Origin of the sequence: Streptomyces ziwulingensis (assembly GCF_039542605.1) — a bacterium.
Lineage (GTDB): Bacteria > Actinomycetota > Actinomycetes > Streptomycetales > Streptomycetaceae > Streptomyces > Streptomyces ziwulingensis.
On sequence record NZ_BAABIG010000052.1, the window covers coordinates 134,544 to 160,617 of the forward strand.

Consider the following 26,074-nt stretch of genomic DNA (forward strand, 5'->3'; position numbering starts at 1 on the left):
GGTGTGTGTGCGGATCTCTCGTGCGCCGCCGCGCGGAGGTACGCCGGTGACGACGTGCCCCCGCGCGCCGGTGGTGCCTCGGACGGTTCAGGAGGGACGGTTGGCGTCGGGGATCTCCAGGCGGATGCCCTCTCCCTCGGAGAGGAAGAGCAGGACGAACTTACGGAGGGCCTCCTCCACTGTCCAGGCCGCCTCGGGGACCAGCGGCAGGGGGATGAGGCCCTCGCGGAACGCCACCAGCAGTGGCCAGGCGGCACTGATCAGCGGCTGCCAGAACGGCTCCCGGTCCAGTCCGATCAGGTCACCGGTCCGGTCGCCGAGCGTGTACCTGCTGAAGGCGTTGATCAGGGGCCGGGTGAGGCCGGCGTCGAGTTCGGCGACGATGTCGAGGAGGATGTCGGTCAGCTCGATCCCCTCGGGTGTGGAGGCCAGGACGGGGTCGAGGACCTGCCGGGACTGCGCTTCGGCCTCGGCCCAGGAGGCCGGTATGTACTCGTCCGGAACGCCGAGCATGTGCGCGGTGACCTGCCACACGTGCAGGAAGCCGTCCGACTCGGCGGAGTTGATCGGAACCCTCCAGTCTTTTAGCTTGCGCATGACAAACGTGGAGAGGCTGTGCCAGGTGACCATGATGTCGGCCTGGCTGATGGGGATCGTCTGGCCGCCGCTGGTCCGGGACCAGCCCGGCGACTGCGGCAGCAGATGCCGCACGGCGGCGTGCACCAGCCGGGTCTTCACCGCGGTCACGATCATCCCGCCCTGGGGCAGGTAGGCGTCCAGGTCACCGACGTCGTACCCGAGCCGGGCGGTCTTGGCGATGCGGTCCTTCATGTCCGCGCCGCCCTTGGAGTAGTACACGGCGCGGGCCTCACGCGGGATGGCGGTGCTCATCAGGCCGCTGCCCAGCCCGTACAGGGCGCCGGTGTAGATGCCCCTCTTCTTGGTGAACCGGGCCGCGGCGTCGAGCTTGCGCGTATCCGCCCAGGAGGGGAGCCGGCGTGCCTCCTCCATGAAGTCGCGCAGGTCCGCGGGGAGACCGGCCGGCAGCGGCTGGTCGTTGCGGGTCCACTTGCGCAGCGCTTCGTTGGCCTTGGCCACGTCACCGCGTTCGATGACGGCGGCGAGCACCGGGTCGGCCTGCTCGTCCCACACCCACTCCGGGTCGAGTCCCGCCCCCTTGCCCGCCACCGAACCACTCGGTGCCCACGTCCACAGGGACCGGGCGCCGGCCGGCGACGCCGCTCCCAGTACGCCGAGCGCACCCAGCGCCCCTCCCGTGAACAGCATTTTGCGCCTGCTGAGTTCGTCCATCGCTTCGAACTCCTCCTTGAGTTCCGCTGATGCCTCAGTGGTGTGAATGACTGTGCTGTGGATGAGCCGTGCGGTGGTTCCCCGCGGTCACCGGCGCTCAGCCGGGGCGGTTGGTCTCGGGGATCTCGATGCGCGTGCCCCGGCCCTTGGTGAGGTAGAAGAGGATGTACTGCCGGGCCGCCTCGTCGATCGTCCAGGCGAGCGGCGGCACGAGCGGGAGCGGGATCAGCTTCTCGCGGAACGCCACGAGCTTGGGCCAGGCGGTCGCGATCGCCCGCTCCCAGAACGGCTCGCGCGGGATGCCGTCCCAGTCGGCGACCTCGTCACCGACCAGGTACCGGGCGAGCGCGTTGACGAGCGGACGGTCGACGCCGCCGGGACTGGTCTGTTCGGCGAGCTGGCCCAGCAGGATGTCGGTCAGTTCGACGCCCTCGGGTGTGGGGCCGAGAATCGGGTCGAGGACCTGCCGGTACTGGGCGTCGGCGGCATCCCAGGTGGCCGGGATGTACTCGTCCCGGATGCCGAGCAGGTGCGCGGTCACCTGCCACACGTGCAGATAGCCCTCGGACTCGGCCGGGGTGACCGGCACCTTCCACTCAAGCAGCTTGCGCATGGTGTAGGTGGGCAGGCTGTGCCACGTGACGAGCAGGTCGGCCTGGCTGATGGGGACGGTCTGGCCGCCGCTGGTGCGCGACCAGCCCGGCGACTTCGGCAGCAGGTGCCGTACGGCCGCGTGCACCAGGCGGGTCTTGACGGCCTGCACGATGACGTCGCCGTCGGGCCGGTAGGCGTTCAGGGCCCCGACGGCGAAGCCGAGCAGGCTCGTCTTGGCGACCCGGTCCTCCATGTCGGCCCCGCCCTTGGAGTGGTAGACGGAGCGCGCCTCCCTGGGGATCGCGGTGCTCAGCATCCCCCCGCCCACGCCGTTGAGCAGGTTGAGGTAGAGGCCCCGGGACTTGTTGAACTCGGCCGCCGTCTCCAGTTTCCCCCGGTCCGCCCAGGCCGGAAGCCGGCGCGCCCGCTCCATGAAGTCGCGCAGGTCGGCGGGGAGGCCGGCCGGCGGCGGCTGGTCGTTGCGGGTCCACTCGCGCAGTGCCGCGTTGACCTCGGCCACGCCGCCGCGGTCGAGCACGGCGGCGACGAGCCGGTCGGCCTCCTCGTCCCACACCCACTCCGGGTCGAGCCCGGCGCCCGCTCCCGCCACCGAACCGCTCGGGGCCCACGTCCACAAGGACCGCGCCCCGGCCGGTGACGCCACACTCAGCGCGCCGAAGGCGCCCAACGTCCCGCCCGCGAACAACATCTTGCGCCTGCTGAGTCCGTCCATTGTCCCGACATCCCTCCGAACTCCCTTGGTGGTACCGGCGGTTGCGGCGGCCCCTGACTGTGCGGCCGTCCATTGATACGGTGAAACATCTAGAGGCTCTCTGTATCTTCAGGGGAGCACAATCGAGCCGCGAACGCCAGAGTCCGCACCGAATCACCGTCACCGTCACCGTCACCGGGTGCGGCGGGGGCCAGGGTTTGTCGGACAGGTCCTACAGCGGTGCGGGGGACGAAGCCCCGGCGATCAGCCGCCGCGGGCTGCCCGTACCGTCGGCCGGCACGCTCCACAGGTCGCTGCTGCCGACCTTGCCGTCGGTGGGCAGGGCGTAGGCGAGGGTGTCGTCGTCCAGCCAGGTGGCCTGGTCGTCGACGCTGTGGCGTTCGGCGAGCGGTGTCTCGCGCAGGGTGCGCAGATCGAGGACGTACTCGCGCCACAGGTCGGTGCGGGACAGCACCCGTTTCTTGAAGGCGACACGGGTTCCGTCGGGGGAGAGCGAGGGGCACTCCACGTTCTCGGTCAGGGTGGTGACCGAGCGCCCGGAGACCGAACCGCGCACCAGATAGGTCTTGTCGTCGGTGTTGAGGGTGGCGTAGAAGGTGTCGTCGTCGGCCGCGAAGGTGACACCCCAGAAGTTGACGTCCGCGGCGCGGTAGGGCTTGCCGTCCCGCACGACGGAGAAGGTCTCCAGGCTCGGGATCAGCCGCATGGTGCGGGTGTCCAGGATCGAGGTCCGGGTGGAGAAGAAGGTCGACGCGTAGGACTCGCCGGAGACGAAGACGGTCCAGGCGGCGAAGCGGCCGCTGGGGGAGACCCGGGCCCGGCTGGGCGTGCCCGCGAGCGCGAAGGTGCGCTTGGTGCGCAGGCGGGAGTCGAGCAGCAGGGCGCGGTTGCTCTGTTTGAGCACCCCGGGGTCGGACTGGAGGCAGACGCCGGTGCCGGCCGCCGCGTAGAAGCGCACGCACTTGAGCTCCGAGGCGGTCCGGCCGCCCCCGGGGTTCTCGGCCGGCACCGTGGCGACCGCCGTGCGATGCGGGCCGGCGGCGCCGTTGACGAACGCCAGCCGGTCCGGCTGCCGCAGTGTCACCACACCTCCGCGCACGGTGGGGTCGCCCGCCCGGGGCCGGTCGGCGCGGTCCGCGCGGTCGGCGGCGTGCAGCACCATGCCGGTCGCCGCGCCCGCGAGCACCAGGACCGCCGCGACGAGGAGGAACAGGCGGCGGCGTAGCGAGGTCATGGGGGTCCCTGTCACTTGTCGAAAGACGCTTCTCGGATCGGGTGCCGGGGGGCGGTCGCCCCCCCGACGGCGACGGCGACAGCGACGGCGACGGCAACGGTCGCGGCCGCGGTGCCGGTCATCGGAGCCGGCGGTTCGGGCGCAGCAGCAGGGCGGCGACGGCCGCGCAGCACAGCAGGCCGACCGCCGAACCGGCCAGCGCCGGGCCGTCCCCCCACATGGTCCAGGCGGCACCGAACCCCAGCGAGCAGCAGAACCTGGCCAGGGCCTGGCCGGTGCCGACGAGGGCGAGGCCGCTGGCGCGCAGGTGCTCGGGCACGATACCGGCCAGCGCGGCCGGAAGCACCCCGTCGGTGGCCGCGTAGAACGTGCCGTGCAGGGCGAGGACCAGCGGGACGAGCAGCGGGGTGGCCGGGGCCCACAGCAGAAGCGCGTAGGCGAGGAGCAGGCCCAGGTGCCCGGCGAGGAAGACGACGCGCCGGCCGACCCGGTCGGCCAGCGCGCCCAGGGGCACGGCCAGCAGCAGGAAGACCGCGGCGGTGCCCAGCGGCAGCAGCGGGAACCACTCCTCGGCGATGCCCGCCCGGCGCTGCAGGAGCAGATGGACGAACGCGTCGCTGACGGTGGTCAGACCGAGCAGCGCGGCACAGCAGACGAGGGCCCGCAGCCGCGGCAGCCGCAGCAGGGCGAGTGCCTCGCGCACCCGGACCGGCGGCGTCCCGGCACCGTTCGCGCCCGTCCCGGCCGAGGTGTCCGTCCTGGCCGAGATGCCCGTCCCGGCGGAGGTGCCGGCCCCGGCGGAGGCACCCGTCCCGGCCGCGGTGTCGGCCCCGGCCGAGACGCCCGTCCCCGCCGAAGTGTCCGCCCCGGCCGAGACGCCCGTCCCGGCTGAGACGCCCGTCGCGGGCCCCCGCCGCCGTCCGGGCACGAACAGCACCAGTACGATCACGCCGAGCACGGCGACGCACGCGCTCACGCCGAACACCGCGTCGTAGCCGTCGGCGGCCGCGCCGAGGATGAGGAACGCGGCCAGCGGGCCGAGCATCGCGCCGGTCGTGTCCATCGCCCGGTGCACACCGAAGGCCCGGCCCTGGTGCGCGGCCGGCGTGGACAGGGAGATCAGCGCGTCGCGCGGGGCGGTGCGCAGGCCCTTGCCGGTCCGCTCCAGCGCCAGGACCGTGCCGAGCGTGCCGATGCCGCCGGCGAACAGGAGCAGCGGTTTGCACAGCGCGGACAGCCCGTAGCCGAGGCCCGCGAGCAGCTTGTGGTTGCGCACCCGGTCGGCGAGATGGCCGCCGGTGAGCTGGACCAGCGCGCTGACGCCGTTGTAGACGCCGTCGAGGGTGCCGAACGCCAGCGGGCTGAAGCCGAGCGTGGTCACCAGGTAGAGCGGGAGGACCGCGGTGACCATCTCCGAGGAGATGTCGGTGATCAGGCTGACCGTGCCGAGGACGAGCACGACCGGCGCGACCCCGGGCCGCGGGCCGCGTCTTCGGCCCGGCCCGGCGTCCGCCGCCGGTGCCGCTGAGCGGTCGGTGAGGTACATGTACGCGAACTCCAGGAGCGGTGGGCTCAGTTCTGCCGGCTGCTGTCGTCCCGCAGCCAGGTGTCGAAGTCCCGGGCCCGGATGGCCCTGTCGGCCCGGCGGCGGGCGACGACCGCGGCGGCGACGAAGACGGCCACGCCCGCGAGGAGTGTCGGCTCCGCACGGAGCACGCCCCTCAGATCGGCGACACTGGTGCGCGCCGAGGCGTCCTGCGGAGCCTGCCGCTGTTCGACCTGGGCGGTGGAGACCGCGGCCCGGACCCGCCGTCTGATCAAGTCCCGCCAGGTGCGCGGTGGTCGCACCACGACCTCGGCGGCGCCGACCACCAGCCGCTCCCGCGGGGCGAACGCCAGGGACGCGGCCAGGTCGTCCGCCATCAGCGGCGGCAGCGCGGCGATACGGGCGTGGCCGGCCTTGGAGACCGCGATGACGCCCCGGCCGAACAGCCCCTCCCGGACGGCGGGCAGGCGCTGCCACACCCGGTAGTACGCCCGCACCCGCCAGGCGCAGCCGGCCAGCGGGATCAGCCGCTCGGGGGCGGTGGCGAGGATGCCGGAGGTGTCGTCGGCCAGGGGCGCGCACAGGGCGCGCACGCCGGCCCCCGTGATCACCACGTCGGCGTCCACATAGAGCCGGGGGAAGCCGGCGGCGTGGTCGTCGCCGGCCCGCAGGGCGGCGTGTTTGGAGGGCACGGGAATCTCCACGACCCGTACACCCGGGCCGCGTCGGGCGGCGATCCGCGCGGTGTCGTCGGTGCAGCCATTGCACACGACCACGATGTCGGTGTCGTCCTCGGCGGGGTCGGCCAGTAGCGAATCGAGGAGCCGGCCGATGACGCGCGCCTCGTTGTGCGCCGGGATCACGATGCTCGTCACCTGGGCAGTATGCCGTCGGCGTCACCCTTGTGAGGTGTGTTTCGTCCAACTGTTCCCGCGACTGCGGTCAATGGTCTAGATTGACGTCCGCCGACCCGGTGACGAGGGAGGGGAACGTGTCGCCGATGGCATGCCAAGGCGCGACCCGGATCACCGGTCGGCAAGTGAGAAGTGAGCAACATGCAGACGCAGTAAGGCGGTTGGGGAACCGCTGACAGCTTTCTCATATGTCGGTGCCGCTGTGTGGAGGAGACACGTCGGCGTCGACCCGGCTCCGGCCGCGGCCGGGTGACCGTACGGTCACCCGCGCTCTCGCGGGCGGAGGTAGCTGCGCGTGTGGTGGGGGGCCATGACCATTGAGGTCACGCACGAGCCGATTGATGTGGAACGCAGGCGTCCGGAACGACGCCGAAGACCCTGGGACCGGAAGTACCGGACGGTTCTGCTGGTCGCGGACGGCCTCGTGGCCGTCGTCGCGGCCCTGTTGATCCACGGAGCGTACGGCCGGTGGGCGGTCGCCCTGGTGCTGCCGCCGACCTGGATAGTGATCATGCTGGTCCATCGTTCCTATGACCGCGGAGCGCTGGGCCTGGGGACCGAGGAGTACCGGCGGGTGCTGCGCGGCGCCGTGGCGCTGCCGGCTCTGGCCGCCGTCGCTCACCTGCTGTTCACCCGCGACGCGGCCCTTCTTCACGACATGACCATGGCCGCGTTACCGGTGGTCGCGATGGGCCTGGCGGTCCGCTGCGCGCTGCGCCGCCGACTGCACCGACGATGGGCGCGGGGCCAGGGCCGCAGCTCGACTCTCCTGGTGGGACCGGCGCGCGACGTCCTGGAACTGGTCGCCGTGGTACGGCGCGGCGGTGCCCAGGAGTTACAGGTCACCGGGGTGTGCCTGACCGATCCGGAGAACGCCACGCTGATACGTCAGGCGGGGCTGCCCGTGCTCGGCGGCGTCGGGGACATGAACGACGTGGTCGGGGCCCTGGGCATCGGCACCGTGGTGGTGTTCCCCGCGCCCGAACTGGACGCCTCGGCGCTGCGCCGGATGTCCTGGACGGCGGCCGCGCAGGGTGTCGACTTCCTGCTGGCGCCGGTGCTCTTCGACGTCTGCGCGGCGCGGCTCGCGGTCCGGCCCGCGGGCGGTGTACCGCTGGTGCGGGTACAGGCGCCCAACCTCTCGCGGGCCGCCCGGCTGCCCAAGGAACTCCTCGACCGTTCCTTCGCCGCCGTGCTCCTGCTGCTGCTGGCACTTCCCATGCTGCTCGTCGCCCTCGTCGTCCGGCTGGACAGCACCGGTCCGGCCCTCTTCCGCCAGCCACGCGTGGGCCGCTACGGCGACCACTTCACCATGCTCAAGTTCCGCACGATGCGGCCGGATTCGGAGGCCCTGCGGGCGGAGCTGGCGCCGCTCAACCAGAACAGCGACGGCCTGCTGTTCAAGGTGAAGAAGGATCCGCGCATCACCCGCGTCGGCTCGGTCCTGCGCCGCAGCTCCCTCGACGAACTCCCGCAGCTCCTCAACGTGGTGCGGGGACACATGTCGCTGGTCGGCCCCCGCCCGCCGCTGCCCGAGGAGGTCGAGGAGTACTCGCCGGACATCAAGCGCCGGCTGCTCGTGAAACCCGGACTCACCGGGTTGTGGCAGGTCAGCGGCCGATCCGACCTGCCCTGGGACGAGGCCGTCCGGCTCGATCTCGGATACGTGGACAACTGGTCGACCAGCCTCGACCTGTCGATCCTGCTGCGCACCGGGTCAGCGGTGGTGCGCGGAACGGGGGCCTACTGATGGACCGAGGAAAGAGGAGAACCGGAACAGTGACACCGCAGCCGTTGGGGGTCGCCGTCGTCGGTGCCGGCTACTGGGGCCCCAACCTCGTGCGCAACTTCCAGGCCGGCGAGCGCTTCCGGCTGCACTGGCTGTGCGACCTCGACGTGGAGCGGGCCCGGCGGGTCCTCGGCGGCTACTCGACCGTCCGGGCCACCTCGGACTACGCGGCCGTCCTCGCCGACCCCGAGGTGACCGCCGTCGCCGTCGCCACACCCGCCGGGACCCACCTCGACATCGCCCTGGCCGCACTGCGCGCCGGCAAGCACGTCCTCGTGGAGAAGCCGCTCGCGGCGACCTACGCCGACGGCATGCGCCTGGTCACCGAGGCGCGGGAACGCGGCCTGACCCTGATGTGCGACCACACCTACTGCTACACGCCCGCCGTGGGCCGGATCCGCGAGGCGGTCCGCTCCGGCGAACTGGGCGAGGTCCACTTCGTCGACTCGGTCCGGATCAACCTCGGGCTGGTCCAGAAGGACATCGACGTCCTGTGGGACCTCGCCCCGCACGACCTGTCGATCCTCGACTTCATCCTCCCCGACCACGTCGAGCCGGTCGCCGTCGCCGCCCACGGCGCCGACCCGATCGGCGCCGGACAGGCATGTGTCGCCTATCTGACGCTCCAGCTCAACACGGGCGCCATCGCGCACGTGCACGTCAACTGGCTCTCGCCGACCAAGGTCCGCACCACCATGGTCGGCGGCGCCAAACGCACCCTGGTCTGGGACGACCTCAACCCCCTGCAGCGGGTGGCGGTCTACGACCGCGGCGTGGAACTCGCCTCGCCCCAGGAGATCGGCGCCGACCAGCGCCGCGACATGCTCGTCTCGTACCGCTCCGGCGACATGGTCGCGCCCGCCCTCGGCGAGAAGGAGGCGCTGCGCTCCATGGTCGAGGAGTTCGCCGACGCCATCGCCGAACGCCGGGCCCCGCTGACCGACGGCCAAGCCGGCCTGCGGGTGCTGGACATCCTGGAGGCGGCCTCCCGCAGCCTGGAGTTCAAGGGCGCGGTCGTCGGCCTGCGCGCCGGGCGCTGACGTTTTTTACCACCGGGACCACCGGACCACCGGGACCACCGGACCACCGGACCACCGGGACCACCGGACCACCGGGATCACAGGGAGAGGGCACCGCAGTTGAGCACCGTACGAGGCAAGAAGATCCTGGTCACCGGGGGAGCGGGCACCATCGGCTCGCACCTCGTCGACCGCCTGGCGGAGGGCGGCGCCCGCGAGATCGTGGTGCTGGACAACTTCGTGCGCGGCCGGCGGGCCAATCTCGCCCAGGCCCTGCCCGGCGGCGTCGTGGAGATCGTCGAGGGCGACATCCGGGACGCCGCCACCGTGCGGAAGGTCACCGAGGGCGCCGACCTGGTGTTCCACCTCGCCGCGATCCGCATCACCCAGTGCGCGGAGGAACCCCGGCTCGCCAACGAGGTCCTGGTCGACGGCACCTTCAACGTCCTGGAGGCGGCGGCCGAGGCCGGCGTCTCCAAAGTCGTCGCCTCCTCCTCGGCCTCCGTCTACGGCATGGCCGAGACCTTCCCCACCACCGAACACCACCACCCGTACCACAACGACACCTTCTACGGCGCGGCCAAGGCGTTCAACGAAGGCGTGCTGCGCAGCTTCCACGCCATGTACGGCCTGGACTACGTGGCACTGCGCTACTTCAACGTCTACGGCCCCCGGATGGACATCCACGGCCTCTACACCGAGGTGCTCATCCGCTGGATGGAACGGATCGAGGCGGGCGAACCGCCGCTGATCCTCGGCGACGGCACCCAGACCATGGACTTCGTCGACGTCCGCGACATCGCCAGAGCCAACATCCTGGCCGTCGAGTCGGACCTCACCGACGAGGTGTTCAACGTCGCCAGCGGTACCGAGACCTCCCTGAAGGAGCTGGCCGAGGGCCTGCTGGAGGCGATGGGCGCCCAGGGCCTGGAGCCGGAGCACGGACCGGCCCGCGCGGTCAACGGTGTGACCCGGCGGCTCGCGGACACCTCACGGGCCGCCGAGCGCCTCGGGTTCACGGCCGGGATCGACCTGCGCACCGGACTGCGCGACCTGGTCCAGTGGTGGCGTGCCGAGCGCGAGGCGGCCAAGTGAGCACCGACCACGCCACCGGGCACACCACCGACCGCGGCTCCGATTCCCCCGCCGGCCGCCCCGCGGACCCCACCGCCGACCGCATCCCGGTGATGATCCCCTGGCTCGGCGAGGAGGAGGCCCGCGCGGCCTCCGACGCCGTACTGTCCGGATGGGTCGCCCAGGGGCCTCGGGTCGCCGCCTTCGAGCGGGCCTTCGCCGAGCGGACGGGCGCCGAGCACGCCGTCGCGGTCAGCTCCTGCACCACCGCCCTGCACCTGTCGCTCGTCGTGCTCGGCATCGGGCCCGGCGACGAGGTGGTGGTGCCCTCACTGTCGTTCATCGCCACCGCCAACGCCGTGCGGTACGCCGGCGCGGAGCCCGTCTTCGCCGACGTCGACCTCGCCACCGGCAACCTCACCACGGCGACCGTGGACGCGGTCCGCACACCCCGCACCAAGGCCGTCCTCGCCGTCCACCAGGGCGGCGTACCGGCCGACGTGCACGCGCTGCGGGCCGCCTGCGCCGACTGGGGCCTGCCTCTGGTGGAGGACGCGGCCTGCGCCATCGGCTCCACCGTCGGCGGCAAGCCCGTCGGCCACGGCGCGCTGCTCGCCGCCTGGTCCTTCCACCCCCGCAAGCTCGTCACCACCGGCGAGGGCGGCATGATCACCACCGACGACGCCGAGTGGGCGGCCCGGCTGCGCCGGCTGCGCGAGCACGGGATGAACGCGTCGGCGGCCCAGCGCCACGCCAGCGACCGGCCCCTCCTGGAGAGCTACCTGGAGGTCGGCTTCAACTACCGGATGACCGACATCCAGGCCGCGGTCGGCCTGGTCCAGCTCGGCAGGCTCGACACGATGATCGCCCGCCGCCGGGAACTGGCCGCCCGCTACGACGAGGCGCTGCGCGACGTGCCCGGCCTCACCCCGGTACGCGACCCCGGGCACGGGCAGAGCAACTTCCAGTCCTACTGGGTCCTCCTCGACGAGGACTTCCCCGGCGGCCGGGACGCCCTGCTCGGCGCGCTCGCCGACGCCGGTGTCTCCGCCCGGCGCGGCATCATGGCCGCGCACCTCGAACCGGCCTACGCCGACCACCCGGGCGGGCCGCTGCCGGTCACCGAGCGGATCAGCCGCGACTCACTGATCCTGCCGCTGTTCCACACCATGACCGAGATCCAGCAGGACCGGGTCGTGGCGGCGCTGCGCGAGCAGGCGGGCGGATGACCGCACTGGTGATCGTCGGCGCGGGGGGATTCGCCCGGGAGACCGCCCAGGCGGCACTCGCCACGGGCGGGTTCAAGCTGCTCGGACACCTGGACGACAACCCGGCCCTGCACGGCACCGAGGTGGACGGCACCCCCGTCCTCGGCGCCTCGGACCTCGTCCACGACCTGCCCGAGGCCCGGGTGGTGGTCTGTGTGGGCAACCCCCGCGACTACGCCGCCCGGGCCCGGCTGGTCCGCCGGCTCGACCTGCCCGAGGAGCGCTACGCCACCGTCGTCCATCCGGCGGCGGCCCGCTCCGCCGGCTCGACGCTCGGGCCGGGCTCGGTCCTCCTCGCGCACTGCGTGCTGACCGCCGCGGTGCGGGTGGGCGCGCATGTCGCGGTGATGCCGCAGACCGTGCTCACCCACGACGACGTGGTCGAGGACTTCGCCACCCTCGCCTCCGGTGTCCGCCTGGGCGGCGGCGCCCGGCTGGAGCGCGGCGCCTACGTGGGGTCCGGGGCCCTGGTCAGGGAAGGGACGACGGTCGGCGCCTGGTCGCAGATCGGCATGGGCAGCAACGTGCTCACCGAGGTGCCGCCGGGCGAGATCTGGGTGGGGAACCCGGCCCGCCGGCTGCGCGCGGCGGCCCCGCCCGCGCTCGCCGAACTCGGCACACCGGACCCGCACCACACGCACGACCCGCACCACACGCACGACCCGCACGACCCGCACGACCCGCACGACACGTAAGACACGCACGACACGTAAGACACGCGAACAACGGGGGGACCTGTCAGATGAACCGGATTCCGCTGGTGGACCTCAAGGCGGCCCACGAGGAGGTCGCCGACGAGGTACGCGCCGGCTTCGAACGGATCCTGGCCGACACCGCGTTCGTCGGCGGCGAGGAGGTCCGCCTCTTCGAGCGCGAGTACGCCGGCTTCGGCGGCGTCGCGCACTGCGTCGGCGTCGCCAACGGCACCGACGCCGTCGAACTCGCCCTGCGCGCCGTCGGAGTGGGGCCGGGCGACGAGGTCGTGCTGCCCGCCAACACCTTCATCGCCACGGCCGGCGCGGTGGCCAGGATCGCCGCCCGTCCGGTCCTCGCGGACTGCCTGCCCGGCAGCCACCTCCTGGACCCCGAGGCGGCCCTCGCGGCGGTCGGCCCGGCCACCCGCGCCGTCCTCCCCGTCCACCTGTACGGACAGATGGCCGACGTCACCGCGCTCGCCGGCCACCTGCCCGGGCACGTCCGGATCGTCGAGGACGCGGCGCAGTGCCAGGGCGCGACCCGCGACGGCCGCCCGCCGGGCAGCGGTCACATCGCGGCGACCAGCTTCTACCCGGGCAAGAACCTCGGCGCCTACGGCGACGCGGGCGCCGTCCTGACCGACGACGAGGAACTCGCCGCCCGGGTGCGGGCCGTCGCCAACCACGGCGGCGTCGCCAAGTACCGCCACGACGTCCCCGGGTTCAACAGCCGCCTCGACGGTCTCCAGGCCGTCGTGCTGCGGGCGAAACTGGCCCGGCTGGCAGCGGCCAACACGGCCCGCCGCGCGGCCGCCGCCCGCTACGACGCGCTGCTCGCCCACCTCGCCGAGGCGGACCGGGCCGTCCTGCCGGTGACGGCACCGGGCAACGTCCACGTATGGCACCTGTACGTCGTCCAGATCACCGGCGCGGACCGCGACGACGTGGTCGGCAAGCTCAACGCCGAGGGCATCGGCGCCGGGGTGCACTACCCCACCCCGGTCCACCTCACGCCCGCCTACCGCCACCTCGGCCACGCCCGGGGCGACTTCCCGCACGCCGAGAGGGCCGCGGACCGGATGCTGTCCCTGCCGCTCTACCCGCAGATCACCCCCGACCAGCAGCGGCGGGTCGTGGACGCACTCGTCCACGCGCTCGCCGGCTGACGGTCCCACCGCTTCACCCCGGCCGCACGGGCCGGCCCTGCGCAGCACCGCTGAGAGGTACACATGAACCGATGGAGGAGACGGATCCGGGGCGCCCGCCTCGCCGTCGTGGCAGCGCTGATCTGGGCGGTGCTCCCGCAGCCCGGTCCCGCGCAGGCCGCGGCCGATCCGTGCGGCACGGGCTCCAACCCGATCGTCTGCGAGAACTCCAAGCCGGGCAGCCCGACGTCCGACTGGTTCGCGCCCAACGCCTACGGTGACATCAAGGGCTTCTCCACCAAGGAGAGCGTGCAGGCCGGTGACACCGTCCAGTTCAAGATCCAGTCCCCGGTCCCGTACCACGTGGAGATCTACCGCCTGGGCTGGTACGGCGGCGACGGCGCACGGCTGCTCTCGACCCCCGCCCAGGCGGCGGTGACGTACCCGGCCAACTACACCACCAGCCCGGCCGCCTGCCGCACCAAGAGCGGCACCGGCCTGGTCGACTGCGGGAACTGGCCGGTCAACGTCACCTGGACGGTGCCCGGCGACGCCGTCTCCGGCCTGTACATCGCCAACCTCGCGCAGACCGACGGCGACGGCATGATGCCGTACCCGTTCGTCGTCCGCGACGACGACAGCACCTCCGACGTCGTCGTGCAGACCAGCGACCAGACCTGGCAGGCGTACAACGACTACGGCGGCCAGGACCTCTACGGCGGCGCCGGACCCGCGCCGGACGGCCGGGCCTACGAGGTCAGCTACAACCGGCCGCTGGACATCGGCGGCGACAACGGCATCTACGGCTCCGAGTTCATGATGCTGTCCTGGCTGGAGCGCAACGGGTACGACGTCAGCTACCTGTCCGGCGTGGACGTCTCCGTCAACGGCGGCACCCTGCTGAAGAAGCACAAGGTGTACCTCTCCTCCGGCCACGACGAGTACTGGACGCAGAGCCAGTACTCCCACGTCCTCGCGGCCCGCAAGGCGGGCGTGCGGCAGGCGTACTTCAGCGGCAACGAGGTTTTCTGGCAGACCCGGCTGACCCCCAGCATCGACGGCACGAGCACGGACAACCGCACCCTGGTCTGCTACAAGATGACCAAGATGGCCCAGAACAACGGCATCGCCGACCCCAGCGGCACCTGGACCGGCACCTGGATGGACCCGGCCAGCACCCGGTACGGCCAGGACTACCAGCCGCCGAACATCCTCACCGGCTCCATGTTCACCGTGAACGGCTACCGGGCCGACGCCATCACCGTCCCCGGCTCGTACGGCAAGAACCGCATCTGGCGCAACACCTCGATCGCCCGTCTGACCGCGAGCCAGACCGCCACCTTCCCGACCGGAACCCTCGGCTACGAGTGGGACAGCGACATCGACAACAGCACCCGGCCCGCCGGGGCGATCAACGTGTCGTCGACCACCGTGGACATCAACGACGGCAAGCTCCGCACGGACTGGGGCAACGTCTACGGCAACGGCACCGCCACCCACAGTCTCGTCCAGTTCCGCGACCAGACCTCCGGGGCCCTGGTGTTCGGCGCCGGGACCGTGCAGTGGTCGTGGGGACTGACCAACATCCCGACGTACGACCCCGAGGACGTCGTGGTCACCGAGGACGCCCGGATGCAGCAGGCGACCGCCAACGTCCTCGCCGACATGGGTGTCCAGCCGCTGACTTTGCAGAGCGGCCTCGTCGCCGCCACCGCCTCCACCGACACCGCCGGTCCGGCCGTCACCGTGACCGCCCCCACCTCCGGCACCACCGTCCCGGCACTGAGACCGGTCACCGTCAAGGGCACCGCCACCGACCCCGGCGGCGGCGCGGTGGCCCGGGTGGAGATCTCCACCGACGGCGGCTCCACCTGGCAGGCCGCCACCGGCCTGACCTCCTGGAGCTACACCTGGACCCCGACCACCCCGGGCCCCGCCTCCCTCAAGGTCCGCGCGGTCGACGACAGCGTCAACATCGGCGCCGTCACCACCATCGCGCTGACCGTCGGCCCCCAGACCTGCCCCTGCACCGTCTGGCCGGCCTCGGCCGTACCCGGCACCGTCAACGCGGGCGACGGCAGCTCGGTGGAACTGGGCGTCAAGTTCCGGGCCACCCGAGCCGGTTCCATCACCGGCGTGCGCTTCTACAAGGCAGCGGCCAACCTCGGCACCCACACCGGCAGCCTGTGGAGCGCCTCCGGCACCCGCCTGGCCACCGGCACCTTCAGCAACGAGACGGCCTCCGGCTGGCAGCAGCTCAACTTCGCCACCCCGGTCACCGTCAAGGCCAACACCACCTACGTGGCCTCCTACTTCGCCCCCCACGGCGGGTACTCCTACGACGCCGGTTACTTCTCCGGCAGCGACGCCGGCCTGGCCCCGCTGACCGCCCTGAAGTCCGGCACCGACGGCGGCAACGGCGTCTTCCGCTACACCTCGGCCAGCGCCTTCCCGTCCACCGCGTCCGACGGCAGCAACTACTGGGTCGACGTGGTGCTGGACACCTCGACGGCCGGCACCACCCCGCCCACCGTCACCTCCACCTCCCCGACCTCCGGGGCGACCGGCGCCTCGATCACGGCCTCGGTGTCCGCCGTGTTCAGCGCGGCCGTCGACTCCGACGGCCTGACGTTCACCGTGCGGGACCCCGACGGCAACACCGTGCCGGGCACGGTGACCGTGCCCGCGGCGGACAAGGCGACCTTCACGCCCTCGACCGAACTGTCGCCGCACACCGCCTACACCGCCTCCGTCCGGGCCTCCGACGTCTGGGGCAACACCATGGCGGAACCGGTGACCTGGTCCTTCACCACCAGCTCCACACCACCGGCGGTCACCTGCCCCTGCACGCTGTGGAGCCCCTCCACCGTGCCGGCCGTCACGGACATGACCGCCGACGGCAACTCCGTGGAACTGGGCACTCGGTTCACCTCCTCGGCGGACGGCTTCATCACCGGCGTCACCTTCTACAAGGCGGCCGCCAACACGGGCACCCACACCGGCAGCCTCTGGTCCGACGACGGCACGCTGCTGGCCGGCGGCACCTTCGTCAACGAGACGGCCTCCGGCTGGCAGACCCTGGTCTTCGCCACTCCGGTGCCGGTCACCGCCGGCACCGCCTACGTCGCCTCGTACCACGCGCCGAACGGCCGGTACGCGGTGAACGGCGGCTACTTCGCCGCCGCCCACCGGTCCTACCCGCTGACCGGCACCGCCGACACCACCGCCCACCACAACGGGCTCTACAAGTACGGCGCCGACCCGGCCTTCCCCAGCGGCTCCTACGGCTCCGCGAACTACTGGGTGGGCCCCGTCTTCACCGCCGACGACCCCGGCGCCTCACTGGCCCCGGCCACCGCCTCGGAACCCACCGCGTCCACGGTGCGGTACACCGCCGACGCGGCGAGCCCGCTGGTGGCGACCGTGCCGGCGAAGGCCGAACCCTCGTCGGTCAAGGCGACCCTGGCCATCCTGCCCGGCCCCGGAGCGGCCGCCGCGAAGAAGCTCCACGTCAAGGCCGTCACCTCCTACGACCGGGCCACCCGCGAGGTGACCGTCCACCTGACCGCGCCGCTGCCGGACGGCACCCGGTTCAAGGTCACGGCCGAGGCGAAGGACCGGCACCGGCACCGGGTGGCGTCCCGGAGCTGGACCCTGACCGCCAAGACCGTCCGGCACAAGAAGAACTGACCCGACCCCACGCACCGGTGGCGGCCCCGCCCGGCAGGGCGCGGGCCACCACCGGGGATTGGCTTTCCCACCGATGAGCAGCGTCAGTGTTGTCATCCCCTGCTACAAGTACGGCCACTTCCTCGCCGACTGCCTGCGCAGTGCCCTCGACGAACAGGACGGCGTCGACGTCCGGGTGCTCGTCATCGACGACGCCTCACCCGACGACTCCGCACAGGTCGCGCGCGAACTGGCCGCCGCCGACCCGCGGATCGAGGTCCGGGTCCACGAGACCAACAAGGGCCACATCGCCACCTACAACGAGGGACTCCTGGAGTGGGCCGACGGCGACTACGTCGCCCTCCTCTCCGCCGACGACCGGCTGGTACCGGGCGCCCTGGTCCGGGCGGCCGCCCTCCTCGACGCCCACCCCGAGGCGGGCTTCGCCTACGGCCGCCCCCTGCGCTTCCGGCACGGCGGACCGCTGCCCAGGGCCCGTACGCGGGGCACCGGTTCGGTGGTCTACCCCGGGCAGTGGTGGCTGGAGCGACGGTTCCGCGAGGGCACCGGCTGCATCACCTCCCCGGAGGTCGTCGTCCGCACCGGCCTCCAGCGCACGGTCGGCGGCTACGACCCGGCCCTGCCGCACGCCGGCGACATCGAGATGTGGATGCGGCTCGCCGCCCACGCCGACGTCGGCCACGTACGCGGTGCGGACCAGGCCTTCTACCGGGTGCACGGCGACAACATGTCGACCACCGACTTCGGCGGCCAGCTCGACGACCTGCGCCAGCGGCTGATCGCCTTCGACTCGGTGCTGGCCAAGTGCGGCGACCGGCTGCCGGACGCCGACCGCCTGGCCGACCAGGTGCACACCCGGCTCGCCCGCTTCGCGCTGCGCCGCGCCTACCGCGCCTACGACCGGGGCCGCACCGGAGTCGTCCCGGTCGAGGAGTGCGTGGCCTTCGCCGAACAGTGCCTGCCCGGATACGCGGCGCTGCCCGAGTACCGCGCGCTCCGGCTGCGCAGGCGGATCGGCCCGAAGGCCATGCCGTACCTCCAGCCGCTGGTCTGGTCGGCCGTGGCCGAGCGCGGGCGGGAGTGGCTCTGGTGGGAATCGTGGAAGCGCCGCGGTATCTGATGAGCGGACAGTTCCACCCGGTGCGCGTCTCAGCGGGCCGCGGCGACCGGACCGGGCTGCCGGCGGCCGTGCCCGGCGGCCGTCCGCCGGCCCACCAGCCACCGGTCGAGCCAGAGCGCGCCGAGCACCCCGCCGGCCGCGCCCAGCAGCGCCGTGCCCGCCAGCGCACGGCTCCGGTCGCCCCGCACCAGGGCCGCGCTCGGAGAGGTCAGCACCGTGGGAGCGATCCGCGACCGGTCCGGCACGCCCTGTGCCGACTGGAGCCGCTCCACATGCGCGGAGTACACGTCGATGACGCGGCGCACCGCCGTCACCGCGGCCCGCGCGTCGGACGCCTGCGACTGCACCTGGAGGGACGGGATCAGATACTGCGGCGTCGCGCTGGTGCCGCTGTTGCGCGGCACGAGACGGTAGGTGTCCCGGACGCCCGCCGCCCGCAGCGCCTCGGTCCCGGCGGGCGACCGCAGTTGCTGGACGACCGCGTAGGAGAGCGCGGCCAGCGGCGGCTGGAGATTGGTGAGCTGGTTGGGCTGGTTGCGCGTCACCGGCGGCTTGAGGACGACCACCGCGGACCCGACGTACTCGGGGGCGGGCCGCACCACCTGATGGGCGCCGGCGGCCGTCAGCAGCAGCGCCACCACCACGACGTACCAGCGGCGCAGCAGCGCGTCGGCGACGTTCCCAGGCGACATTACGAGTTCCTTCCGTCACTCCCGATACTGGCAGGGCGCGCCGCGCGGTGCCAGCGAACGGAGGGGGACAGTACGTGAGCCTTGGTGAGATATGGGCCATTCTGCGCAGGCGTTGGTACTTCATGGTGCCCTTCACCGTGCTCAGTCTGCTCGGCGGCACCTACCTGTACCTGACCGTCCCCGTCTCCTACGAGTCGCAGAGCTCGGTGGCGCTCCTCGACTCCTCGGCCGTGGCCGAACTGGCCCCCACCTTCGGCAACCCCCTCTCGAACGCGGGCGGTTCGCTCATCGTCACGGCCGACGTCCTGATCAGAACGCTCGAATCCAGCGAGGCCGCGGCGGAGTTGCGCGGCCGCGGGGTCACCGACGCCTACACGGCCGGCTTCGCCCCGGGCAGCGAGAGCCCACTGCTCCTGCTCAGCGTCACCGGCACCGACCGCGCGAAGGTGCTCGCGGAGACCGACACCCTGACCACCTTCGCCGGCGAGCAGCTCACCGCCCTCCAGGAGGCCGCCGAGGTCCCGCCCGCCTATCTGGTGGGGACCGCGCCCATCGTGCTGCCGCAGACCCCGGTGGCGGAGCCGAAGAGCCGCTACCAGGGCGTGGCGGCCGTGGTCATCCTCGGTGTCGTCAGCGCGTTCCTGCTGTCGATCCTGATGGAGGGCGTCGCGGTGGTGCGCCGGCGGCACACCCTCCCCCGACCGGGCGGCCCCCGCGCCCCGAAGCGGGCCCGGACCGGACCGCTCGGCCGCCGGATCGACGCCACCGCCGTCCTCACCGGCTACCTGGTGCTGGCCTTCTTCGTCCCCTCCAACCTCGCCCTGCCCGCCCTGGGCGGCGTCGGCACCCCGGCCAACGTCTTCGCCCTGCTGGGGCTGTTGTGGTACCTGGCGACCTGGCTGGGCGGCCGGGTCCTGCCCGCGCCGGGCACCCGGCCGGTACGGCTCGTGATGTGCCTGCTCGGCCTGGCGGTCCTCGCCGCCTACCTCTCCGACGCCCTGCGCGGCAGCTCCCACCAGGAGATCCTCGGCGCCGACCGCGGCCTCATCGGGTTCCTGGTGTGGGTGGCGCTGGTCGTCCTGGTCTCCGCGGGAGTGCAGGAGCGCGCCCGGCTCGACGTCCTGATGCGCCGGATGGTCGTCATGGGGTCGGTGGTCGCCGCGATCGGCTTCTACGACTTCGCCGCCGCCACCAACATCGCCGACTCGATCCACATCCCCGGGCTCCGGGCCAGCGTCGCCCAGGTCTCCGTCATGGACCGCGGCTCCTTCACCCGCCCCCGGTCCACCACCGCCCAGCCGCTGGAGTTCGGCGGCATGCTGGCCATCCTGCTGCCCTTCGCGATCCACCAGGCCCTCGACCCGGTCCGCCGCTCCCTGCACGCGCTGCGCCGCTGGGGACCGGTGATCCTGATCGGCGGCGCGCTGCCCCTGACGGTGTCACGGACCTCGATCATCGGACTGCTGCTGGTCGCCCTGGTGATGGTGCCCCGCTGGAAGCCGGCCCGCCGCTGGGCCGCCATCGGCGTGCTGACGGCCTCCGTCGCCGTGTTCAAGGTGCTCATCCCGGGTCTGCTCGGCACGATCACCGAACTGTTCGCCTCGTTCCTGTCCAACTCCGACAGCAGCACCCAGGCGCGGACCGTCAAGTACAGCGCGATCGTGCCCTACCTGAAAGAACACCCGTTGTTCGGGCGGGGGTTCGGCACCTTCACCCCGGACCTGTACTTCTTCACCGACAACCAGTACATGCTGACCCTGGCCGAACTGGGGCTGCTCGGGATCGTCGCCCTGCTCGCCCTGTTCATCACCGGCATCCACCACGGCGGCGCCGTGCGGCGGCTGGCCCGTACCGAGAGCGACCGGGAACTGGGGCAGGCGTTCTTCGCCTCGTCGCTGGTCGCCCTGGTCATCAGCGCCACCTTCGACTCGCTCAGCTTCCCGATGTTCGCCGGCATCTTCTTCCTGCTGCTCGGAGCGGGCGCCGGCTATCTGGGGTTCGTCCGGCGCGCGGCGGCCACCGCCGACGCCCCCGGGCCCCGCGAAACCGCGGAGACCGCGGAGACCGCCCCGACCGCAGAGATCAAGCTTCCCCGACCAGCGGAGTCCCGATGAGTCCCGTCGCCGTCATCGTCGTCACCTGGAACAGCGCCGCCGTGCTGCCCGGGTTCCTCGCCACGCTGGAGGACGGCATGGCCGGACTCGACTGGCGGCTGGTCGTCGCCGACAACGACTCCGCCGACGACACCGTCGAGGTCCTCGGTACGCTGGCGCCCACCGCCACCGTCGTGCGGACCGGCCGCAACGCCGGGTACGCCGCCGGTATCAACGCGGCGCTGGCCGCCGCCGGTGACTTCGGCGCCGCCCTCGTCTGCAACCCCGACGTACGGATGCGGCCGGGCTGCGCCGGACGCCTGGTCGACCGGCTCGGCGACGGCACCGGGATCGCCGTACCCCTGCTGTACGAGGAGGGCCGGGACACGCCCCACCATTCGCTGCGCCGCGAGTCGAGCGTGACCCGGGCCCTCGGCGAGGCCCTCATCGGCAACCGCCGGGCCGGGCGGTTCCCGTCGCTGAGCGAGATCGTCACCGACCCGGCCGCGTACCGCCGGCCCACCCGCGCGGACTGGGCGACCGGTGCGCTGATGGCCGTCTCGGCCGACTGCCGGGCCGCCTGCGGTCCCTGGGACGAGTCCTTCTTCCTCTACTCCGAGGAGACCGAGTACTGCCTGCGCGCCGGCGACCTGGGATACGCCACGCGACTGGAACCGGCCGCGCGGGCGGTGCATCTCGGCGGCGACTCCCGGGTGTCGCCCCGGCTGTGGACCTTGCTCACGGTCAACCGCGTGCGGCTGTACGAGCGGCGCCACGGGGCTCTCGCCACGGTGTGCTTCCGAGCGGCCGTGTTCCTGCGCGAGGCGTCCCGGGCCGCTCTCGGCAGGAAGGCCAGCCGGGCGGCGGCGGCGGCCCTGCTGCGGCCGGGCGTGCTGAAGGCGACGCCGGGTCCATGAGGCTCAGCCGGACCACGTCGTGTAGAAGCTGGCGGGGTTCACCAGATAGCGCACGGTGGCGTGCGGCACATGCCGCACCCGGTGCCCGCGGCTGTAGCGGTGGATCAGCTCCCAGTCCTCCCGGGGCAGCACCTCCGGCGTGCGGCGCAGCCGGCTGAAGCGCAGGGAGCCGGCGCGCCGCGCGACGAACGCGTTGGTGTCGAGGAAGGACTCCCGCGCGGCCCGGCGACGGTCGAACGGCACCGACAGCACGTCCCGTTCGGTGCCGTCCGGCAGGACCCGGCGCAGTGCCGTGTACACGCCGTCGGGCCCGCCGGGCGCCTGGAGGACCGCCAGCGCCCGTTCCAGATGGTCGGGCTCCCACCGGTTGTCGTCGTCCAGGAACGCCACGTACCGCGAGCGCGTGAGCCGGATGCCCACATTGCGCACCACCCCGGCCACCCCGGTGTTGCGGGACAGCGAGACGGCGAACAGCCGCGGATCGGCGGGGAGGCGGGGGAGTCCGGCACCGTCGTCGACCACGACGACCACCTGGTCGTGAACGGTCTGCGCGAGCGCCGAGCGGACCGCCGCCCGCAGCTCCTCGGGCCGGCGGTGGGTGGCGATGACCGTTGCCACCAGGGCGGCCGGCGGGGGAGCGGTGGCCGCCGCGAGGCGGCGTGTCTCGGCCGTCTCCAGCCGGCGCAGGCGCAGCGCGGAGGGGAACAGCAGGACCTTGTTGCGCAGCTCGAACAGGACGAGCCAGCCGAAGGCGCGCTTGAGCAGCTCCCAGGGGGCGCGGGCGACGCGTCGCATGATCCTCTTCCTCAGCCGGCCGGCTCGGGGGTGACCGGGGTGCCGTCGGAGAGCCGGTTGCCGCGCCAGACGTTGCCGGCGCCGTCGGCGTTCCAGGCCGTGACCGGTCCGTAGAAGCCGCTCTTGGGGTGGTAACGGGTGGAGAAGACGTTGTCGGTCACCGTGATGCCGGTGGCGCCCGCGCCGCCCCCGTACAGGGCGTACGCGCCACCGGCCAGGAGGTTGCCGTCGATCACCGTGTCGGAGACATGGCCGGTGTCCGCGAACAGGCCCACGGCGGCCGACGCGCCGCGGTCCACGGCGACCGGGTTGAGCAGGGTGTTGTGCCGGACGACCAGCCTGCCCCGGCCGCCGCCCCCGCTGATCACCGCGTCGGTGTGCTGCCACTCGCCGCCGTTGTTGCGGAACGGGACGAGACCGTGGACGTAGTTGTCGTGCAGGTGGCCCTGACCCATGGAGAGGGCGTTGCCGAAGACGGAGATGTCGCACCAGCCGACCTCGACGGAGCCGGTGCCCATGTTGGACACGGCGTAGTCGACCCCGCCGTTGTCGGGGCCCTTGCCGGGGATCGCGGTGATGGTGCTGTGCAGCACCCGCAGGCCGTGGTAGCCGGGGCGCAGGTTGACGCCCCACCAGTTGGCCGAGGTGATCCTGGAGTCGATGACGGTGACGTCGTTCGCGTAGACGTCGAGCGAGCCGGTGATGTCCTGCCCCCTGATGACCGTCCCGTCCCTGCGCACGGTCATGTTCCCCGTCGGCTTCGGCGTGAGCCGGACCCGGGGGCCGGTGCTGCCCGCGTCGGGGAAACCGGCCTCCGCGGGCGGAGCGGAGACGGCGGGCGGCGGCGCCGCCGAGGAGGGGCTCGGCGCGGGGGGCGGCGCGGCGGTGGACACCGAGGGGGCCGCCGAGGTGGCGGGCGGCATCCCCGGGGAGGAACCCGGGGCCGGGGACCCGGAGCCGGTCCCCGGGGCCCGGGCCGTAGCGGAACCGGTCCCCGGGGAACCGGTCTCGGAGGTTCCCGCGGAACAGGCGGCGATCAGCAGCAGGGTCAGGCCGGCCGGCAGCCGGCGGAGCCTCGTCATCAGGCCTCCGGGGTCTTGGAGCCGAGCAGGAAGCGCCGGCTGGGCAGCACGCACACCACGTAGCAGGCCGAAGCGGTGGTGGCGACGAGGGACAGGGCGAGGATGCCGTCGCCGAGCAGCCGCCGCTCGGCGAGGACCACCAGGGCCATCACCGTGCCCGCGAGGAACGGCCAGGCGCAGGCTCTGCCGACGTGGACGAGGCCGATCCCGGCGCGGTGCAGGGCGTACAGGAAGACGGGGACGACGAGCACGGCGGCGACCAGGACATGGCCCTGGGAGACACCGACGATGCCATCCAGCCGCGCGCCGACGACGAGGACGGGAACGAGCGCCGCCACCCACAGTCCCTGCACCAGGATGAGGGAACGGCGCTGACCGGCGGCGACCAGGCAGTCGTAGGCGAGTTCGCAGCCGATCCGGATCAGGCCCAGGACCATCAGCCAGGGCAGCGCGGCGGCGGCGGGCACCCAGGTGGAGCCGTAGACGAGTTCGATGAGCGGGGCGGCGAGGCCGCCGAGCAGCACGCAGAGCGGTACGGTGCCCGTCACCAGGACGCCCAGCGCACGGCTGAAGCCCTCGGCGAGGGCTCCCGGCGAGTCGGCGAGCCGGGAGAAACCGGCGAAGGAGACCCGCCGGGCCGCCTCGGAGATGATGCGGACCGGCCACCCGGAGATGTTGAACGCCATCACGTAGAAACCGAGCGAGACCCCGCCGAGGGTGGAGCCCACCACCATGGTGTCCACGTTGACGACGGCCAGGGCGAGCAGACTCGCGCCGGCCAGCGGCAGCCCGAATTTCAGCAGCTCGCGGGCCTGCTCCGGGTCCCAGCCGAACCGCAGGGTCCCGGGGGCGGCCAGCGCGCAGCCGGCCAGAGCGGCGATGTTGCCGGCCACCGCGCCCACGGCGAAGCTCATCGCACCCCAGCCGGCGAAGGCCAGCAGCAGCGTCACCGCGGTGCTCAGCACGAAGTTCAGCGCGTCGATGACCATGCGCCTGCCCTGGGCGAACTCCCGGGTCAGGAAGCCGGCCGGCACCTGCGCCAGCCCGTCGATCACCAGACACAGGCACATCACCCGCAGCACACCGGCGGCGTCCGGCGAGTCCAGCAGCCCGGCCACCGTCGGCGCCGTGACGAACAGGGCGGCGTACAGCAGCACGCTGGAGGCGGCGGACAGGGTCAGCACGGTCGGCGCGAAGCGGCGCGGGTCGCCCTCCCAGCGGACCAGGGCCAGACTGACGCCGAGTTCGTTGGCGGAGAGCAGCACCAGCAGGACCGTCTGGGCGATGCCGTAGACGCCCCACTCCGCCGGACCGAGGGCGAAACGCGCCAGCACGATGCCGGTGGCGAAGTTGCCCAGCCGCATGACCATGGTGTTGACCAGGCTCCAGCGGGCCGCGGTGCGGACCTTCACGCCGAGGGAGGCCGCGGCGGGGGTGGCGCCCGGCTCAGCGGTCCCGCTGTCCGGTGTGCGAACGCTGTCCATGGGTCGGCTCCTCGTCGAGCGGCTCGGCGGCGGGTGTCACGGCCACGCGCCCCGCCTCCGGCTCCGCCTGGGTCTTGTCCGCCCGGGCCCGCCTCCCGGCGGCCCGGGACCACTCGGGCGGGCGCCGCAGGGCGATCGTCCGGTCCGCGCCCTCCTCACCGGTCCCCGGGACGCTCTCCGGCTCCCCGGTGCCCCCCTCGGCCGGCTCCCCGGCCGGGTCCGGGCGCCGGGGCGGCCGCGGGCGGCGGCGCGCCTCCACGTAGAACACGGCGACCAGACTGAGCACCAGGCCCAGCCCGCCGGCCATGACCAGGTACTGGAGCCGTGTCTTGGTCTGCGCCACCGGAGTCTGCGGGGCCACCACGGTGGTCATCCGGATCATGGCCTTCGGGGTGACCGCCTGCTGCTTCTGGAAGTCCTTCAGCCGCTCCTCGGCGTACCCGGTCAGGACCTTCGCGGAGGCCAGCACCGCCTTCTCGTCCGTGCCCGTGACGGTCAGCCACATCAGCGGACCCTGCGCGTTGTCGGCGAGCTTGGCCTCGAACGTGCCGGTCGCACCACGCGACTTCAGCTCCCGTACCGAGCCGTCGGAGTTGAGGTTGCGGGCCAGCCCGTCCGCCATGCCGGTGAGCGAGGTCTGCGTGCTCAGGAAGGGGTTGCCGTCGTAGGCGACGGTGGCCTTCTGCGAGTTGAGCAGGACCACCGTGCTCTGCGACTGGTACGTCACCGGGACCAGCAGGGCCACGGCGGCCATCAGCGCGGCGGTCAGCAGCAGTCCCGGCAGCAGGACGTACCAGCGCCTGCGCATGACCCGGAAGATCTCCGCGAGATCCATGGTGGTCCCCCCTGGCGACACGATGTACGACGAGCAGGTGCGGC

At 72.7% G+C, this 26,074-nt stretch carries 20 protein-coding genes; 10 read left to right on the forward strand and 10 right to left on the reverse strand.

Annotated features, from left to right (window positions below):
* Window positions 1-87: 87 nt before the first annotated feature.
* The 5 genes from ABEB00_RS23850 to ABEB00_RS23870 all read right to left on the reverse strand — a co-directional run bounded on the left by ABEB00_RS23850 (window position 88) and on the right by ABEB00_RS23870 (window position 6,293).
* Entirely contained in the window at window positions 88-1,311 is a 1,224-nt protein-coding gene (locus ABEB00_RS23850; RefSeq protein ID WP_345622146.1) for an oxygenase MpaB family protein, read from the reverse strand.
* Window positions 1,312-1,408: 97 nt separating this feature from the next.
* Window positions 1,409-2,638, reverse strand: coding sequence for an oxygenase MpaB family protein (locus tag ABEB00_RS23855; protein WP_345622147.1), 1,230 nt, complete (start codon window positions 2,636-2,638; stop codon window positions 1,409-1,411).
* Between the two features lie 211 nt (window positions 2,639-2,849).
* Window positions 2,850-3,872, reverse strand: coding sequence for a TolB-like translocation protein (locus tag ABEB00_RS23860; protein WP_345622148.1), 1,023 nt, complete (start codon window positions 3,870-3,872; stop codon window positions 2,850-2,852).
* A gap of 118 nt (window positions 3,873-3,990) precedes the next feature.
* Window positions 3,991-5,418, reverse strand: coding sequence for an MFS transporter (locus tag ABEB00_RS23865; protein ID WP_345622149.1), 1,428 nt, complete (start codon window positions 5,416-5,418; stop codon window positions 3,991-3,993).
* Window positions 5,419-5,444: 26 nt separating this feature from the next.
* The gene (locus tag ABEB00_RS23870; RefSeq protein ID WP_345622151.1) at window positions 5,445-6,293 is read right to left on the reverse strand and encodes a glycosyltransferase family 2 protein; all 849 of its coding nucleotides are present in this window, start codon (window positions 6,291-6,293) and stop codon (window positions 5,445-5,447) included.
* 349 nt (window positions 6,294-6,642) lie between these two features.
* On the opposite strand from ABEB00_RS23870, the gene ABEB00_RS23875 reads away from it, so the two are divergent.
* The 8 genes from ABEB00_RS23875 to ABEB00_RS23910 all read left to right on the forward strand — a co-directional run bounded on the left by ABEB00_RS23875 (window position 6,643) and on the right by ABEB00_RS23910 (window position 18,132).
* Complete coding sequence (locus tag ABEB00_RS23875; protein ID WP_345622152.1) at window positions 6,643-8,082, forward strand: sugar transferase; 1,440 nt, start codon at window positions 6,643-6,645, stop codon at window positions 8,080-8,082.
* A 29-nt stretch (window positions 8,083-8,111) separates the two neighbouring features.
* Entirely contained in the window at window positions 8,112-9,161 is a 1,050-nt protein-coding gene (locus ABEB00_RS23880; protein ID WP_345622153.1) for a Gfo/Idh/MocA family protein, read from the forward strand.
* Window positions 9,162-9,260: 99 nt separating this feature from the next.
* Window positions 9,261-10,235, forward strand: coding sequence for an SDR family NAD(P)-dependent oxidoreductase (locus ABEB00_RS23885; protein ID WP_345622155.1), 975 nt, complete (start codon window positions 9,261-9,263; stop codon window positions 10,233-10,235).
* Window positions 10,232-11,443, forward strand: a complete 1,212-nt coding sequence (locus tag ABEB00_RS23890; RefSeq protein ID WP_345622156.1) for a DegT/DnrJ/EryC1/StrS family aminotransferase — start codon at window positions 10,232-10,234, stop codon at window positions 11,441-11,443. The genes ABEB00_RS23885 and ABEB00_RS23890 overlap by 4 nt, the downstream gene beginning before the upstream one ends.
* Window positions 11,440-12,177, forward strand: coding sequence for an acetyltransferase (locus ABEB00_RS23895; protein ID WP_345622157.1), 738 nt, complete (start codon window positions 11,440-11,442; stop codon window positions 12,175-12,177). Before ABEB00_RS23890 ends, ABEB00_RS23895 begins: the two co-directional genes overlap by 4 nt.
* A gap of 47 nt (window positions 12,178-12,224) precedes the next feature.
* Complete coding sequence (locus tag ABEB00_RS23900; RefSeq protein ID WP_345622158.1) at window positions 12,225-13,343, forward strand: DegT/DnrJ/EryC1/StrS family aminotransferase; 1,119 nt, start codon at window positions 12,225-12,227, stop codon at window positions 13,341-13,343.
* 108 nt (window positions 13,344-13,451) lie between these two features.
* Window positions 13,452-17,012: a DUF4082 domain-containing protein gene (locus ABEB00_RS23905; protein WP_345622160.1), complete on the forward strand. Its 3,561-nt coding sequence runs from the start codon at window positions 13,452-13,454 to the stop codon at window positions 17,010-17,012.
* Between the two features lie 73 nt (window positions 17,013-17,085).
* Window positions 17,086-18,132, forward strand: coding sequence for a glycosyltransferase family 2 protein (locus ABEB00_RS23910; protein ID WP_345622161.1), 1,047 nt, complete (start codon window positions 17,086-17,088; stop codon window positions 18,130-18,132).
* Between the two features lie 29 nt (window positions 18,133-18,161).
* Here ABEB00_RS23910 and ABEB00_RS23915 read toward each other — a convergent pair whose 3' ends face one another.
* Window positions 18,162-18,824, reverse strand: coding sequence for a hypothetical protein (locus ABEB00_RS23915; RefSeq protein ID WP_345622162.1), 663 nt, complete (start codon window positions 18,822-18,824; stop codon window positions 18,162-18,164).
* A gap of 74 nt (window positions 18,825-18,898) precedes the next feature.
* Between ABEB00_RS23915 and ABEB00_RS23920 the strand changes: the two genes are divergently transcribed.
* On the forward strand, window positions 18,899-20,938 hold the full coding sequence (locus ABEB00_RS23920; protein ID WP_345622163.1) for an O-antigen ligase family protein: 2,040 nt from the start codon (window positions 18,899-18,901) through the stop codon (window positions 20,936-20,938).
* Window positions 20,935-21,834: a glycosyltransferase family 2 protein gene (locus tag ABEB00_RS23925; protein WP_345622164.1), complete on the forward strand. Its 900-nt coding sequence runs from the start codon at window positions 20,935-20,937 to the stop codon at window positions 21,832-21,834. Before ABEB00_RS23920 ends, ABEB00_RS23925 begins: the two co-directional genes overlap by 4 nt.
* Before the next feature lie 3 nt (window positions 21,835-21,837).
* On the opposite strand, the gene ABEB00_RS23930 is transcribed toward ABEB00_RS23925, so the two are convergent.
* From ABEB00_RS23930 to ABEB00_RS23945, 4 genes are read right to left on the reverse strand one after another with little or no spacing between them, the layout of a single operon-like run.
* Window positions 21,838-22,629 (reverse strand): glycosyltransferase family 2 protein, encoded by a 792-nt coding sequence (locus tag ABEB00_RS23930; protein ID WP_345622165.1) that lies wholly within the window; start codon window positions 22,627-22,629, stop codon window positions 21,838-21,840.
* Window positions 22,630-22,640: 11 nt separating this feature from the next.
* Complete coding sequence (locus ABEB00_RS23935) at window positions 22,641-23,711, reverse strand: hypothetical protein (RefSeq protein ID WP_345622167.1); 1,071 nt, start codon at window positions 23,709-23,711, stop codon at window positions 22,641-22,643.
* Window positions 23,711-25,195 carry an oligosaccharide flippase family protein gene (locus ABEB00_RS23940; protein WP_345622168.1) on the reverse strand — a complete coding sequence of 495 codons (1,485 nt, stop codon included), beginning with the start codon at window positions 25,193-25,195 and terminating at the stop codon, window positions 23,711-23,713. The genes ABEB00_RS23935 and ABEB00_RS23940 overlap by 1 nt, the downstream gene beginning before the upstream one ends.
* Entirely contained in the window at window positions 25,158-26,030 is an 873-nt protein-coding gene (locus tag ABEB00_RS23945; protein ID WP_345622170.1) for a Wzz/FepE/Etk N-terminal domain-containing protein, read from the reverse strand. Before ABEB00_RS23945 ends, ABEB00_RS23940 begins: the two co-directional genes overlap by 38 nt.
* Window positions 26,031-26,074: the final 44 nt, after the last annotated feature.

Bases quoted from the DNA above. Each gene is read 5' to 3' on its own strand.
- ABEB00_RS23895 (WP_345622157.1), top strand. From the start codon at position 11,440: ATGACCGCACTGGTGATCGTCGGCGCGGGGGGATTCGCCCGGGAGACC.
- ABEB00_RS23940 (WP_345622168.1), bottom strand. From the start codon at position 25,195: ATGGACAGCGTTCGCACACCGGACAGCGGGACCGCTGAGCCGGGCGCC.
- ABEB00_RS23935 (WP_345622167.1), bottom strand. From the start codon at position 23,711: ATGACGAGGCTCCGCCGGCTGCCGGCCGGCCTGACCCTGCTGCTGATC.
- ABEB00_RS23925 (WP_345622164.1), top strand. From the start codon at position 20,935: ATGAGTCCCGTCGCCGTCATCGTCGTCACCTGGAACAGCGCCGCCGTG.
- ABEB00_RS23850 (WP_345622146.1), bottom strand. From the start codon at position 1,311: ATGGACGAACTCAGCAGGCGCAAAATGCTGTTCACGGGAGGGGCGCTG.
- ABEB00_RS23915 (WP_345622162.1), bottom strand. From the start codon at position 18,824: ATGTCGCCTGGGAACGTCGCCGACGCGCTGCTGCGCCGCTGGTACGTC.
- ABEB00_RS23910 (WP_345622161.1), top strand. From the start codon at position 17,086: ATGAGCAGCGTCAGTGTTGTCATCCCCTGCTACAAGTACGGCCACTTC.
- ABEB00_RS23865 (WP_345622149.1), bottom strand. From the start codon at position 5,418: ATGTACCTCACCGACCGCTCAGCGGCACCGGCGGCGGACGCCGGGCCG.
- ABEB00_RS23900 (WP_345622158.1), top strand. From the start codon at position 12,225: ATGAACCGGATTCCGCTGGTGGACCTCAAGGCGGCCCACGAGGAGGTC.
- ABEB00_RS23875 (WP_345622152.1), top strand. From the start codon at position 6,643: ATGACCATTGAGGTCACGCACGAGCCGATTGATGTGGAACGCAGGCGT.
- ABEB00_RS23855 (WP_345622147.1), bottom strand. From the start codon at position 2,638: ATGGACGGACTCAGCAGGCGCAAGATGTTGTTCGCGGGCGGGACGTTG.
- ABEB00_RS23930 (WP_345622165.1), bottom strand. From the start codon at position 22,629: ATGCGACGCGTCGCCCGCGCCCCCTGGGAGCTGCTCAAGCGCGCCTTC.
- ABEB00_RS23860 (WP_345622148.1), bottom strand. From the start codon at position 3,872: ATGACCTCGCTACGCCGCCGCCTGTTCCTCCTCGTCGCGGCGGTCCTG.
- ABEB00_RS23945 (WP_345622170.1), bottom strand. From the start codon at position 26,030: ATGGATCTCGCGGAGATCTTCCGGGTCATGCGCAGGCGCTGGTACGTC.